This window comes from Streptomyces aurantiaciflavus (assembly GCF_049808595.1).
Taxonomy (GTDB): domain Bacteria; phylum Actinomycetota; class Actinomycetes; order Streptomycetales; family Streptomycetaceae; genus Streptomyces.
This window is the reverse complement of record NZ_JBNCAQ010000021.1, coordinates 74,386-89,006: the sequence shown is the minus strand read 5'-3', so window position 1 is coordinate 89,006 and position 14,621 is coordinate 74,386. Positions and strand designations below refer to the sequence as shown.

At 69.2% G+C, this 14,621-nt stretch carries 9 protein-coding genes and 1 pseudogene; 2 read left to right on the top strand and 8 right to left on the bottom strand.

Annotated features, from left to right (window positions below; genetic code table 11):
* Positions 1–15: 15 nt before the first annotated feature.
* Complete coding sequence (gene cas7g / locus ACPT94_RS24785) at positions 16–1,023, top strand: type I-G CRISPR-associated RAMP protein Csb1/Cas7g (RefSeq protein WP_425246839.1); 1,008 nt, start codon at positions 16–18, stop codon at positions 1,021–1,023.
* Complete coding sequence (gene csb2 / locus ACPT94_RS24780; protein WP_425246838.1) at positions 1,020–2,516, top strand: type I-G CRISPR-associated protein Csb2; 1,497 nt, start codon at positions 1,020–1,022, stop codon at positions 2,514–2,516. Before cas7g ends, csb2 begins: the two co-directional genes overlap by 4 nt.
* Positions 2,517–8,615: 6,099 nt before the next feature.
* Here csb2 and ACPT94_RS24775 read toward each other — a convergent pair.
* From ACPT94_RS24775 to lepB (ACPT94_RS24740), 8 genes and pseudogenes are all read right to left on the bottom strand, one after another.
* A pseudogene (locus tag ACPT94_RS24775) lies at positions 8,616–9,650 on the bottom strand (YifB family Mg chelatase-like AAA ATPase); the annotation flags it as partial.
* Position 9,651: 1 nt separating this feature from the next.
* Positions 9,652–10,053, bottom strand: a complete 402-nt coding sequence (locus ACPT94_RS24770; RefSeq protein WP_360343843.1) for a YraN family protein — start codon at positions 10,051–10,053, stop codon at positions 9,652–9,654.
* Positions 10,054–10,163: 110 nt separating this feature from the next.
* On the bottom strand, positions 10,164–10,472 hold the full coding sequence (locus ACPT94_RS24765; protein WP_003965949.1) for a DUF2469 domain-containing protein: 309 nt from the start codon (positions 10,470–10,472) through the stop codon (positions 10,164–10,166).
* A gap of 56 nt (positions 10,473–10,528) precedes the next feature.
* Positions 10,529–11,053, bottom strand: coding sequence for an NUDIX hydrolase (locus tag ACPT94_RS24760; protein ID WP_360343840.1), 525 nt, complete (start codon positions 11,051–11,053; stop codon positions 10,529–10,531).
* Positions 11,043–11,816 (bottom strand): signal peptidase I, encoded by a 774-nt coding sequence (gene lepB, locus ACPT94_RS24755; RefSeq protein WP_360343837.1) that lies wholly within the window; start codon positions 11,814–11,816, stop codon positions 11,043–11,045. The genes ACPT94_RS24760 and lepB (ACPT94_RS24755) overlap by 11 nt, the downstream gene beginning before the upstream one ends.
* Positions 11,817–11,907: 91 nt before the next feature.
* Positions 11,908–12,888 (bottom strand): signal peptidase I, encoded by a 981-nt coding sequence (gene lepB / locus ACPT94_RS24750; RefSeq protein ID WP_360343834.1) that lies wholly within the window; start codon positions 12,886–12,888, stop codon positions 11,908–11,910.
* Complete coding sequence (lepB, locus tag ACPT94_RS24745) at positions 12,776–13,870, bottom strand: signal peptidase I (RefSeq protein ID WP_425246837.1); 1,095 nt, start codon at positions 13,868–13,870, stop codon at positions 12,776–12,778. Before lepB (ACPT94_RS24745) ends, lepB (ACPT94_RS24750) begins: the two co-directional genes overlap by 113 nt.
* Complete coding sequence (lepB, locus tag ACPT94_RS24740; protein WP_360343828.1) at positions 13,863–14,597, bottom strand: signal peptidase I; 735 nt, start codon at positions 14,595–14,597, stop codon at positions 13,863–13,865. Before lepB (ACPT94_RS24740) ends, lepB (ACPT94_RS24745) begins: the two co-directional genes overlap by 8 nt.
* Positions 14,598–14,621: the final 24 nt, after the last annotated feature.

The window sequence follows — 14,621 nt, the reverse complement described above, 5'->3', positions numbered from 1 at the left end:
GTGAAAGGACACTCCGTGATCACCACCGATCTCCACCGCATCCGCTTCGAGGTCCCCCTGCGCCCTGCCTTCGGATCGACCTTCCAGCCCACCGGCTTTCCCGACATCGGCGCCGGCACCTTCGACACCTTCGCCGACGACGGAACCACGACTCCGTCCCTCCTGGTGGAGTCCGTGCAGTCGATGGCCAACCGCCTGGAGGCCACCGCCTGGGACCACGGTGCCCAGCGGCCCGTCGACCTCATCGCCGACCTGCCCTACATCCGGGTCCACCGCGCCAGCACGCCCGAAGAATTCCTGACCTCCAGCCGCCTTGAGGCCCACCGGATCGCCTCCGCCTTCGTCCGCGAAGCCACCCTCGACGGCACCAAAATGCTCGACCTCATCGCCAGCCGACTGGGGCTGGAAAACGACAAGCCGCTCAACTTCCCGGCCATGGCCGACGCGCTTATGGGCCTGGACCCCTTCGTGCTGTTGCACGGCACCTTCTTCAACAACAAAGCGTGGTGGGGCCAGCCGCGATTCACCCGTGCCGTTTCCGCCGTCATCGAAGCCCACGACGTCCGCCGCGCCGTCAGCGGCGGACGCAAGAGCGACAGCGTCCGGCACGCCCTCGGCGACCAGAGCGAAGGGGCCGGCGGTACGAGTGAAGGCTACGGGTCCGTCCCCTTCCACCGCGTGGAATGGACCGCACGTGAAATCCGTGCGATGTTCGCCGTCGACACCGCCCTCCTGCGGTCCTACGGACTCGGCGAACTCCGCACCGAACTCCTCACCACGCTGGCTCTGTGGGAGATCCGCAGCTTCCTCGACGGTGGCCTGCGGCTGCGCACCGCCTGCGACCTCGAACCCGTCGCCAAGCCCACTGGCAACGCCGGAGATCTCCCCGAACGCGACGAACTCACCGCCCGGGTCGCTGAACTCCTCCCGCGGGTCACCGCCGACCTTCCCACCCACGGCGCCCTCACCGTGCTGTGGAACGGCGAAAAGCCCAAGAAGAAGACCGCAGGCGGCGCCCAGTGATCACCCTTGCTCTGCACTTCCCCTGGAAGCGCTACCACGCCAACCCCTGGGCACACTTCGTCAACGAAGGCGCCGTCGAAATGCCCCCCTCACCCTGGCGCATCCTGCGCGCCCTCTACTCCACATGGAAAGAACGCTGCCCCGACCTGGACGCCGAACAAGTCCACCAGGTTCTCGCCCGACTGTCCTCCCCGCCCACCTACCGCATCCCGCCACACCAGCTCAGCCACAGCCGCCACTACTTCCCCGACAGCACCCATCGCTCCGGCAGCAGCGCAGGCACCGACCTCGCCCTGGACGCCTTCGCCGTCCTTGGCGGTGACGCAACCATCTACGTCCAATGGCCCGGCGACCTTGCCGCCGACCAGGCCAAGACCCTGGCCCAGCTCGCAGAATCCCTGCCCTACCTCGGCCGCGCGGACAGCATCGTCGAAGCCCGCCTGCTCACCAGCGCCGATGACATCCCCACCGACACCCACACCCCAGCCGTCCAGCTCAACGACGACGACCTCGCCCCCACCGGGTGGACAAACCTCGAACTCCTCGCTCCCACCATCCCACTGGACCTCGACGGGCTCACCATGCGCCCTACCGACGTCCGAGCCCGCTCACTGCTCTACCCGCCCGGCAGCCGACTCCTGTCCTACGCCACGCCCATCACGCACCCCCACGCACCGCCACCAACGCACCGGCCCAGGGCCAAACGCAAGAACGAGAAGATCACTGCGGTCCGGCTCACCATCAACGGCCCCGCACTTCCCCCGCTCACCCAGACCCTGCCGCTCACCGACGCACTCCGATCCCGCTGCATCAAGCCCCTAACCCCAGGCAACGGCAGGCAAGCCCCGCGATACAGCAATCTCGCCGGCAAGGCCGCCGACGGCACGCCACTCACCGGCCACCACCACGCCCACTTCCTGCCCTGGGACAGCAACCACGACCGCCGCATCGACGAAATCATCATCTGGACCCCCGGAGGACTCGACGCCGAGGAACTCGACGCCATCCACCAAGCCACCATCGGGACCATCGGCGTTCCGGAAGGTGTCCCGGGCCCCCGCCGCCTCCACCTCCGCGTCACCGCCTACGGAGCAGCGGTCGATGTCCTCCCCGCCGAATGGACAAAGCCCGCCACTCGCCATACCAGCCTCACCCCCTTCGTCCCAGTGCGTCACCCGAAGAAGCGCCAGACATTCGCCGAGTTCTTCGCCTTCGAAGCGGCCCGCGAACTCGCCCACCGTAAATACCCCGCCCCAGCCTGCAGCAAGGTTCTTCAAGGTGACTGGCCGCTTTACACCCAACACCGCTGGACAAAACGCGAGACCCGTAACGACAACCGACCTAGCCGAGGACTCCACCTCATCTTCAACGAACCCGTCAGCGGACCAATTGCCCTCGGCCGCCACAGCCACTTCGGCCTAGGACTCCTCCTCCCCACCCTGAGTTCGGAACCGCAAGCGCACCAGCGACACGCGGAAGGCACCGAAGCGTAATGTCTGAAAGAGCCGTACTTGCCTATGCCGGGGACCAACACGACTACCACGCCAGGCACAGAACCTGCAGCTCACGCGGCCTGTCCGCGGCCTGCCCGGCCGCGGCCCCATCGCAGGTCGTACTCGACGTCGGTGACGGCCCGAGCGTTGTGGGCTGTCCGCGGCCTGCCAGGCCCCGGCCCCGTCGCAGGACGAGGAGCTTGGCCCGCATGCCGTCCTGGACGAGGCTGCCCGCGGCCTGTCAGGCCGCGGCCACATCGCAGGCGCGTGACCCGACAGCAGTGGTCTCCCGACTACGACCCTGTCCGCGGACTGCCAGTCCGCGGCTCCATCGCAGGGCGGATCACGCCCTCATCGGTTCGGATGCTGGTACTGTCCGCGGCCTGCTTGGGCCGCGGCCCCTCGTTTCACCCTGTCCACGGCCCACTCGGCCGCGGCTCGATCGCAGGTGAATCCAGTCGATCTGATTCTCAAATCGCTGGTATTTCCGTGGTTTGTTTGGGGCCACGGCTCCACGGCAGGTATCGGCAGCCGGAGGGCGTGTCAGTGGAGCTGCCGCTGTACGTGGCCTGCTTGACCACGGCCCTATCGAAGGAGCTTGAAGGTGGCCCATGCGTTACGGCTGGGGAGGAACTGTCCGTGGCTTGCCCGTGCGGCCCCATCGCAGCTTCAAGATCATTCAGCAGAACAAGCGGTTTGCGACCGCTGTCCGCGGCCTGCCCCGCTGCGGCCCTATCACAGGACCGGCAAGCTGCACCCCTACCAACACGACGGCGTCGACTGTCCGCGGCCTGCCAGGCTGCGGCCCCATCGCAGGTGGTCAGCCGACATGGCAGGTTCCGCCTTTTACCGCACTTTCCGTGGCCTTTCAGGCTGTGGCCCCATCGCAGGTCGATCGGGTACATGCCGTCGGTAAGGTTGCGGATCTGTCTGCGGCTTACCAGGCCGCGTCCCCATCGCAGGCACCCCCTGGAGGTCTGTGGGACGACGCGCCCGGTGCTGTCTGCGGCCTGCCAGGTCGTGGCCCCATCGCAGGAAGACGCCGTTAAGCGTCACCGTCCCGTCCGCCAGCTGTCCGCGGCCTGCCAGGCCGCGGCCCCATCCCTGAACGGCGCGTCGGTCGACAACCAGTTCCAGCCTGTCCGCAGCCTGAAAGGGCGCGGCCCCATCGCAGGCACCCGTCCAGCGGGCCCAGCACCTGCTTGCCGTCGACTGTCTGTGGCCTGCCCGGCCGCGGCTCCATCGCAGCTCGTCGAGCAGTCACTGGAGGACGATCGTGTCGGACTGTTCGCGGCTTGCCAGGCCGCATCCCCATCGCAGGACTGGCACTCAGCATACGTACTTGCGGCTGGAGGCCCTGTCCGCGGTCTGCGAAGCCGTGGCCCCATCGCAGGTCCTTCACGTCCTCATCCAACACGATTTGGACCGGGTCTATCCGCGGTCTGCCAAGCCGCGGCCCCATCGCAGGACGCAGGCCGACGACTTCGTCAGCGGACCGGCCGGCACTGTCCGCGGCCTGCCAGGCCACGGCCCCATCGCAGGCGCTGCGAGGACTTCGTGTACGCCCGCCTCGCCGAACCGTCCGCGGCCTGCCAGGCCGCGGCCCCATCACAGGGGCTCAAGCGTGCTGAAGCGGATGCGCCCGGTCGTCAGCTGTCCGCGGTCTGCCAGGCCGGGGTCCCATCGCAGGTACCGCGTCGTTCGTGCCGTCGGCCCGGCCGCCCGTCTGTCCGCGGCTTGCCCGGCCGCGGCCCCATCGCAGGGGCCACTTCTCGGCGTCCTTCGGGCCCGACTTGGTCGGCTGTCCGCGGTCTGTCCGGGCACGGCTCCATCGCAGCAAGGTTCGCCGACGGGTGCGGGAGAAGAATTCGGCGGCTGTCCGTGGCCTGCCGGATCGCGGCCCCATCGCAGGGACACGGGCGAGACGTTCCTCAGTACCAACCCCGGCTGTCCGTGGTCTGGCCAGCAGCGGCCCCATCGCAGGTTGGTGATCGCCAGAGTGTGTGCGCCGGATCCGCCGTTGTCCGCGGCGGACCTATCGCAGACAGAAGCCCGGCTCGCCGTTGCTCAGCGCACATTCACCTGCCCGCGTTCTCACCGTCCGCCCCCATCGCAGGACGCACGGCGTGCCCTCGGCCGTACGCTCGAAAAACTGTCCGCGGCCTGCCAGGCCGTGGCCCCATCGCAGGCCGTTACCGGCCCACTGATAGGGCAGTCCATTCTGCTGTCCGCGGTCTGCCCGGCCGTGGCCCCATCGCAGGAGTTCCCATGTGTTCTGCCCGCCGAATCCGCCCCAACTGTCCGTGGCCTGCCAGGCCACGGCCGCATCGCAGGATGGTCGCAATGCTGCAGAATCTTGCTCAGGCGCACTTGTCCGTGGCTTGCCGGCCGTGGCCCCATCGCAGGATCGCGTAGTAGATATCGATGACGTCGCCGCTCGCGTCTGTCCGTGCCCTGTCCGGCCGCGGCCCCATCGCAGGTAGACCCGCCAACCGGCTTTGTAATAGACCGCCTTGCTGTCCGCGGCCTGCTTGGCTGCGGCCCCATCGCCCTCGGCCGGTACAGTCACTTCGGCTTGGGGCTCCTCCTCCCTACCCTTACTTCGGAACCGCAAGCACACCAGCAACACGCGCAATACATCAAAGCGTAATGCCCGAAAAGATCTTACTTGTCCTCGCTAAAAGCGACACAACTACCACGCCAGACAGGACCCGCAGCTCACGCACCCTGTCCGCGGTCTGCCTGGCCGCGGCCCCATCGCAGGGCTACGGGGTCGAGAATCCCGCGCGAGCGCAGCGACCTGTCCGCGGCCTGCCCGGCTGCGGCCCCATCGCAGGTAGTCATAGCCGACCGCCATGGTGCGGGGACGCGGTCTGTCCGCGGCCTGATCGGCCGCGGCCCCATCGCAGGACCAAGCCGATCGCCTCGACGTCGCCCATGGCCCACCTGCCCCCGGGCTGCTCGGCCCACGGCCCCATCGCAGCGACCCGGACCACCCCCGCTACCACTGCACGCAGACCTGTCCGCGGCCTGCCCGGCCACGGCCCCATGGCAGGGGGACTGCCCACGTAACGCCGAGCGCGCCGAGGATGCTGTCCGCGGTCTGCCCGGCCGCGGCCCCATCGCAGGCACCAATCCAGTCCCGTCGTCTCGGTGTCGAACCCGCCGTCCGTGGCCTGCTCGGCCGCGGCCCCATCGCTGGTTCTCCAGGCGCCACGCCGAGATGCCGTACCCGTTCCTGTCCGCGGCCTGTCCGGCCGCGGTCCCATCGCAGGCGACAGTAGGCGAGGCCATCCTGGCAGTACGCGCCGCAGTCCGCTGCCTAGCCGGCCGCGGCCCGATCGCAGCGCCATCAACTACCGTTGTGGCGCACCGAAGTTGGCCTATCCCCGGCCTGCTTGGCTGCGGCCCCATCGCAGGTAGTCACAGCCAGCCGCTATGGTGCGGGGACGCGGCCTGTCCGCGGTCTGCCCGGCCGCGGCCCCATCGCAGGCCGCCCCGTAACCTGGTGTCGGCCACCGGCCTGACCCTGTCCGCGGTCTGCACGGCCGCGGCCCCATCGCAGGACGTTGTCGCCGCGTCCGGCGCGTCGCCGGTCGAACCTATCCGCGGCCTGTTCGGTCGCGGCCCCATCGCAGGGGCACGGGGAAGCCCGGCACATTGACGGCGAGCAGTTGTCCGCGGCCTGTCCGGTCGCGGCCCCATCACAGGACCACGTCGTCGTCGATGAACTCGCTGCCCCCGCCTGTCCGCGGCCCTCCCAACTGCGGCGCCATCGCAGGGGCACGGGCGAAACGTTCCTCAGCACCAACCCCGGCTATCTGCGGCCTGTCCGGCCGCGGCCCCATCGTAGTCAGGAGAACTTGGTGCTGCTGCTAACGGAGGCCTATCTGTCCGCGGCCTTCCAGGCTGCGGCCCCATCGCAGAGGCGGAAACATTCCCGCGTCAGGCATCCTCAGCAAGGCTGTCCGTCCGCGGCCTGTCTGGCCGCGGCCCCATCGCAGGACGATCTCGCCGACCCGGTCTCGGCGACGGCCGAAAGGGTTAGGCCGTCGCCGAGACGGCCGCGGCCCCATCGCAGGGTCACCGGCACGCGGACTCTGGAGTCCGAGACCTACACTGTCCGGGGCCCCATGCTGCCTCGGTCCCATCTCAGTTCGTCGAGCAGCCACTGGAGGACGATTGCGTCGGACTGTTCGCGGCTTGCCCGGCCACGGCCCCATCGCAGGCACCAGTACTCCACCGCAGGTGGCATCGACTACGACTTGTCCGCGGCCTAGCTGGCCGCGGCCCCATCGCAGGTTGCGCAGGCCGTTGGCGACCTTTCAGGCGTACTTCCTGTCCGCGGCATGTCCTGCTGCGGCCTCATCGCAGGAACGCGGAGTCCGAGCTGTTCTCGTGGACGGGACAGGCTGTCCGTGGCTTGCCTGGCTGCGGCCCCATCGCAAAGCTTTGTCCTCCACCAACTTGGCGATGGCCGGCGGCCTGTCCGTGGTTCGCACGGCCGCGGCCCCATCACAGGTACGACAATCCTGCGGACTTCCCAAACTGGGTAGCCCTATCCTCGGCCTGTCCGGCCGTGGCCCCATCGCAGGCGGCAGTCTCCGCAGGGCTCGAACGTGACGTACAACTGTCCGCGGCTTGCTCGGCCGCGGCCCCATCGCAGCACGTTCCCGGCTGGGTCCATCGCCACCGCCGAGTTCTGTCCGTGGCCTGCCCGGCTGCGGCCCCGTCGCAGTGGGGACGAGGCTCACGATGTAAACCCGTCATGGGACCTGTTCGCGGTCTGCCCTGACCGTGGCCCTGTCGCAAAAGTTTGAACGTGGCCCACGCGTCACGGTTCGGGAGGGACTATCCGTGGCTTGCCTGGTCGCGGCCACATCGCAGGAGCCTCGGGCATCCGCGATTGAAACCGCACTGGCGGCTTCGTCCGTGGTCTGCTGGCCGCGGCCCCATCGCAGCATTGACAATGACGGCCGACCGGGTGGCGTCGTCGGTCTGTCCGCGGCCTGGCCGCGGCCCCATCGCAAGGCGACGGGCGGCATCATGCCCGGCTACGACCCGGGTCTGGCTGGCCGCGGTCTCATTGCGGGTTCTTCCCGGCGTCGGTAGTTTTGTGCGTGGCCTATCTGGCCGTGGCTCCATCGCGGCGCGTCATAGATCACGCGCTACTTGATGGCGTTTGCCTGTCCGCGGCATGCACCGCTGCGGCCCCATCGCAGCTCCTGAGTATCCACAAGCTTGTTGTATCAGATGCATCATTGTCGACTTTACCTCCTAGGGTGCAGGTCAGTGACCGGAACATCTCGGACTGCCGGCGCAGCGCCGCACCTACGACCAGCACAAACAGCCGCACCGGCGCCGTGGTGAGTGTTGCATTAAATGCAATTCGTCCCGTTTGTCGTGACCCGGGATTCCTAACGGCTTCAGCAGCCCCGGATCGGTCAAGCCACGCCAACTCGCCCCTGGTCTATTCGGCATGTTGGGCGAGCCGTTCGCCACCTGCACTGAGACCGGACATCCGGCTCGGACGAGGGCGGAGGACCAGCGAGAGTGCAGTCGGCGATGCCGGCCGACCCGGTGAAATGGACGGCGTACCTCCATCCGTCCGGGGTCCGGTACAGCCGCGAGTGGCACCCGACGGCCCCGCCGACGGTCGGCCGCTAGGACCGAGACCTGCCCGACTCTCGGTCCGCAACCCCCACCGAGGTCACCGTGGGCCGCTCCGGCGAGCTCAACGTCTTCGCCCGCCCCACCGATCCCGACCATCCGCACCGCTGGAGCTTCTGGTAGCTCGTAGGGTCTGCCTGGAGCGGCAACAGCCTCATCGGTGTGCGCGGGTGCTGTCGCTTCTCGTGAATCTGCCATTAGCTGGGAGCTCCGAGAGACAGAGCAACACGCGCAGACCGGCTAGAGAACCCGAGGGACGACTAATGCCGGCCGCCACGGTCCTGCGGCATCTGGACCGACTCCCGGACAGCGACGGGATCACCCAGCCGACCTCCCCGGCGCTATGGTGCCCGACGGCTCATGCAGCCTCTCCAGCCCGAGCATAGACACCCCGCCGATGTCTCATGAGACACATCGAAGTCTGGAGAACAGGGGCTGCCGCAGGGCGTCGAGGGCGTGGCTGCTGAATTCGGGAGTCTCGTCCAGAAAGAGCACCCCGCGGTGAGCCATCGACACGGCCCCGGGACGGGCGATGTTCGCGCCGCCCCCGACGAGCGCCTGCATCGTGGCCGAGTGGTGCGGGGCGCAGTACGGGGGGACGTCGATCAGGGGTTTGCCCGGCGGAAGGAGCCCGGCGACCGAGTGGATGGCCGTGACCTCCAGGGACTCGTCCCGGCTCAGCCGGGGCAGCACGGCCGGCAGCCGCTCCGCGAGCATGGTCTTGCCGGCCCCTGGGGGTCCTTCCAGGAACAGGTGGTGTCCGCCCGCCGCGGCCACCTCCACCGCCGTGCGCGCCGAGCGCTGCCCCACGACGTCCGCGAGGTCGTGTCCCTGGTCGTGCTGGGCGCCGACGCCGTGCATGCCGGTGGCCGCGGCGGTCCCGGGCACCCGCAGGCCGGCGAGGAGCGGATCCGGACGGCCCAGTTCGTCCGGTTCCTCGTCGGGGACGGGCTCGTCCGCGAGGACGGCGATCAGCTGCCGCAGGCTGCGCACACCGAGCACGGAGACGCCCGGGACGAGCGAGGCCTCGGCGGCGGCGCACTCCGGTACGACCACCTGCTCGTACCCGGCGTCCGCCGCGGCGAGCACGGCGGGCAGGATCCCCCGGACCGGCCGTACCCGCCCGTCGAGGCCCAGTTCCCCGATCATCACGATGTCGGCGAGCACCCGGGGGTCGATCCGCTCGGCCGCGCCGAGCACCGCACACGCCACAGCGAGGTCGAACCCGCTGCCGGCCTTCGGCACCGAGGCGGGACTCAGGCCGACGGTGAGCTTCTTCTGCGGCCACTCGCCGCCCGAGTTGACCACCGCCGCCCGCACCCGGTCCCGGCTCTCGCTGAGGCTCTTGTCCGGCAGTCCCACCAGCGTGAAGGCCGCGACCCCGGGCTCCAGGTCGGCCTGGACCTCGACCACGACTCCCTCGACGCCCACCAGCGCCACCGAGCACGTCCGCGCGAACCCCATCTCAGGCCACCCCCCGCACGTGCTGGACGACGGCGGCCCCACGGCGGGGCAGGACGACGCCGACCAGGTCGATGCGGACGCCGCCCGGCGGGGCTCCCCCGTGCGCCTGGATCCACCGCTCGGCGAGGCCGCGCAGCCGCTGGGCCTTCTCCGGGGTCACCGCCGCCATGGGGTGCTGGAAACCGCCGTCCCTGCGGGTCTTGACCTCGCAGACGACGAGGACGTCGCCGTCGCGCGCGACGATGTCGATCTCGCCGGTCCTGCCGCAGCGCCAGTTGCGCTCCAGGACCGTCATCCCGGCGTCGGCCAGCCGTCGGGCGGCCAGCTCCTCGCCGTACCTGCCGAGTGCACCACGTGCCAGATCTGCGTTCATGTCGGCACCACCTCCGGCGCCAACGTTCACGCATCCGCCGCCACGAAAAGGATCTTGGTGCGCAACTCAGCGATTGTGGACAACCCCGTCACCCACACGAGCTCCGGCAGGGCCGTGCGGACCGCGAGGACGACGATTCCTCACCCGCCCGGAAGCTCCAGATCGCTCTTGTTCAGCTCCTCGATGTTCACGTCCTTGAATGTGAGCACGCGTACCTGCTTCACGAACCGGGCCGGCCGGTACATGTCCCACACCCAGGCGTCCGCCATCGACACCTCGAAGAACACCTCGCCCTGGACCGAGTGCACCTGCATCTCGTAGTCGTTGGTCAGATAGAAGCGCCGCTCGGTCTCGATCACATATTTGAACAGACCGACGACATCGCGGTACTCCCGGTAGAGCTTCAGCTCCATCTCGGTCTCGTACTTCTCGAGGTCCTCGGCGCTCATGGCATGTTCCCCTTCAGCCGTGCGATCCCCCCATTGTGCGCCAGTCCCGTGAGCCGCTAGACGATTTCCGTGTCAAGGGTTACGGGCCTGGCCGGGGGACCCTCGTCGAGCAGCCTGCGCAGCAGCTCGGCGAGTCTGGTCGGATACACCGTCTCATGTGCCCGGGTGAGTTCCTGGCACGTCCACCAGCGCGCTCCCGCGACACTGCGCCGCTCCAGCTCGGTCAGGGCCGTGGCCCCGGTCGCCGTCACGGTCGTACGGGCCAGGTAGTACCACTCGTCCTGGTCCCAGCGGCGGCCCGCGAACGGGAAGGAGCACATCCGCCGCCACACCACCGGGCCGAGTTCGACGTCGGTGATGCCCGTCTCCTCGGCGAGTTCCCGCAGCGCGGCCTGTTCACGGGTTTCGTCGCCCTCCACGCCGCCACCGGGCGTGAACCACCAGTCGTCGGCCGGATCGTCCGGCTCGTGGCCGTGCAGCAGCAGGATGCGGTCCTCGGGGTCGAGCAGCACCACCCGGGCGACCTTGCGCAACCCGCCCTCGTAGGAGTCGACGCCCGCGTCCGTCGTCTCAGCGGGCACCGGCGGGCTCCGGGCGGGGCCGGCGGGCGGCACGCTTGGCGATCGGGCCGTACGCGCCGCCGCCGAGGACGAGCACCGTTCCGGCCACGATCAGCCAGCCGATGGTGCCCAGCGGGCCCGGCTGGGAGAGGGTCCCGAGCGTCTCGAAGCCGGTGGGTCGCTTGAGCATGCCGTCCATCGGCCAGACGACGGCGTCGACGCGGGCCTTGACCGCGCCGCGCGCGACCGTGCCGCTGGCGGCGTCGGTGAGGTGGGCGGTGGAGTCCAGGGAACCCTGGCGTTCGTCACCGAGCAGGAACAGGCGTCCCTGGGGGACCTTCACGGTGGGGAAGTTCTTGATCTCGGCGAGGCTGCCCTCGGGCAGATACGGTTCCTCGATCTGCTTGCCGTTGACGGTCAGCTTGCCGTTCGTGCAGCAGGAGACCGTGTCGCCGCCGACCGCGACGACCCGCTTGACCACGGGCGCGTTGGACGCCCAGGTCTTGTCGGTGAACACGACGACGTCCCCGCGGCGCACCTCGTCGCCGTCGACCACCTCGGCCAGCACCCGGTCACCGGCCTTGATCGTCGGAGACATGGAACTGGTGGGCACGGTGTACGGCCGGTAGGTCAGCGCCGCCCAGCCGAATCCGCCGAGGAACAGCACGAGGCCCAGCGCGACGGCCACACCGGACAGACGCTGTCCGGTCCGGCTGCCCACCGGGCCGCTGCTGGTGCCACCACCGCTGTGCGGGGCCGTACGTGTTGTGCTCTCGCCACCCATGGATCCGCACCCTACCCGGCGGTACCGAGCCGGGTCAGCCCTTCCTCGGGGGCCGAGGACACAACCTTGGGAAAGGGTTTGCGAAGCGGGATCAGCGGGTCTCGGACGCCTGGGCACGCCGACGGCGCCACAGGGCCACCGGGACGACGCCGGCGAGGGCGAGGCTCTGCGGCGCGGCCGTCAGGGCGGCGGAGGCCGACGCCTGGTTGTTCAGGCCGTCCTGGTCGAAGGTGTCCGGCACCGGCAGCGTGCCCCAGCGGTTGATCGGCCAGGCCTTGACGATGGCGCGGCCGACGACCTCGTCGACGGGGACCATGCCGTGGTTCTTGTCGGTCTGGTTGTAGCGCGAGTCGCGCGAGTTCTGGCGGTGGTCGCCCATGACCCAGATGTAGCCCTTGGGGACCTTGACCGTGAACTGGCCGCCGGAGTCGTCCATGCTGCACGGGGTGTTGCCCGGGTACACGTACGGCTCGTTCAGTGCCTTGCCGTTGACCGTCAGGGGGCCGGTCTTCTTGCAGGAGACGGTGTCGCCTCCGACGCCGACGACCCGCTTGATGAGGTCCTTCTCCTCCGCGGACGGCATCAGGCCGATCCAGCTGAGGAAGGTCTGCAGGGCGTTCGGCTCGACGGTGGGCTCGCCCGCCAGCCAGTTGTCGGGGTCGTGGAAGACGACGACCTCGCCGCGCTCCGGCTCGGAGCCGAACCACGGGGTGAGCTTGTCGACGAGGACGCGGTCACCCTGCTGGAGGGTGTTCTGCATCGAGTCGGACGGGATCGAGAACGCCTGCACCAGGAACGTCTTGATCAGCAGCGCGAGGACGAGCGCGATACCGATCAGGATCGGCAGTTCCTTCCAGAAGGAGCGGGGCTTCTTCGCCTTGGGGGCGCCGTCGTCCGGCCCGGGCTCCGTCGTGGGGGGCTGCCCGTCCACGGGTCCGTCGCCTCCGGCCGCCGGGGAGTCACTCCCGGAGGTCACGGCGCCGTCCGAAGCCGGGCCGGGCGCGCCCACGGGACGTCCGCGGTGCTCCTCGCCGTCGTGCCCGGACCGTGCGCCAACCGCCACATCCCCCACGCCAACTCCTTACTCTGTGCCGCTGCCTGCCCCACATACGGCGCAGGCCCACCACTCCCATAACGAGCGGGAGTTCCGCAGGGCTCGGGAGTCGGATCGTTCCGTTCGGATCGTCAGGAGCAACCCTATGCGACGTCTCGGCGGACGCGGTCGTCGCGACGGCCGAGTCGGTCACCGAAGAGAAGGTTTGCGGTTCCTTGAGGGTGTTCCAGTGGCCCAGGGGCCAGGCGATGACCATGGCCCGTCCCACCACCTCGTCCTCGGAGACGGTGCCGCCGTAGTCGGTGTCCTGGTGAGCACGGGAGTCCGCGGAGTTCGCCCGGTGGTCGCCCATGACCCACAACCGCCCCTGGGGCACGGTGATGTCGAACGGGGTGTTGGAGGGGGCGTTGCCGGGGTAGAGGTAGGCCCCTTCTTCCAAGGGAACCCCGTTGACGGTGACCCGTCCCTGAGCGTCACAGCACTGGACGCGGTCGCCGCCCACGCCGACGACCCGCTTGATGAGGTCCTTCTCGTTGTCGGACGGCAGCAGACCGATGAAGGTCAGCGCTTCCTTGACCTGCTTGACGACGACGGGGTCGTCCTTCTTCGTGGTGGTCTGCTCGTCCTGGAGCCAGCCGCCGGGGTCCTTGAAGACGACGACGTCCCCGCGCGCGGGCTTGGACCCGAACCACGGGGTGAACTTGTCGACCAGGACGCGGTCGCCGATCTGGATCGTCTGCTCCATGGAGCCGGACGGGATCACGAAGGCCTGCACGAGGAAGGTCTTCAGGACCAGGGCTATGAGAACGGCGACGCCGACGAGGAGCGGGATCTCCCGGACGGCGCCGCGCCTGCGCTTGCGCTTGACCTTGCGCTGGAGCTTGCGTCGCTCCGCGCGCGTACGGCCGCCGGCGGGACTGGCGGCGCGCCGGACGCCGGTGGGCAGGAGGTTGTCCGCGGCGGTGATGGGGACGCCGCGGGGCTTGCCGCGATTACCCATGGGCGCCCGCCGCGTGTTTCGAGGCGCCGGTGTCGGGCACGCGCGCGTAGGCGCTCGGGCGGTGCAGGCGGGTGAGATGGGCGTAGGGCCAGACGATCCAGTCGGCGCGGCCGATGACGTCGTCGACGGGGATCATGCCTCCCCCCGGTGAGCCCAGGTGGTCGCGGGAGTCGCTGGAGGCGCTGCGGTGGTCGCCGAGGACGAACAGGGTGCCCTCGGGCACCTCCACGTCGAAGGGCACCGTGGACGGGCTGTCGCCCGGGTACAGGAACGTCGACTCGTCGACCGGCCGGCCGTTCACCTGGAGCCTCCCTTCCTTGTCGCAGCAGACCACGTGGTCTCCGCCTACACCCACAACGCGCTTGATGTAGTCGGCGTCCCCGAAATACCCGGTGCCGTCGAACACAACCACGTCCCCGCGCCGGGGCTCGGCACCGAAACGGTACGCCAACTTATTTACGAGAACGCGGTCGCCGATCCTCAATCCGTTTTCCATGGATCCGCTGGGAATCTGGAAGGGTTTGACCACGAAAACGTTCAAGAGCAGCAAAAACAGCAGGCAGATCAGCAGAGTCAGGCTGATGCGACCGCCCGGGACCCAGTCCGTGATCCGCGCCACCAACGAGAAACGCGACCGGCCCTCCGTTCCCTCCGTGTCCGGGGTCTCCTCGGAAACGGAAGGGTGGGAGGAGCGGTCGCGCTCCGTCGACTGTGCTTCGGTGTCCATCGGGGCCAGATGCTATCCGGCCCC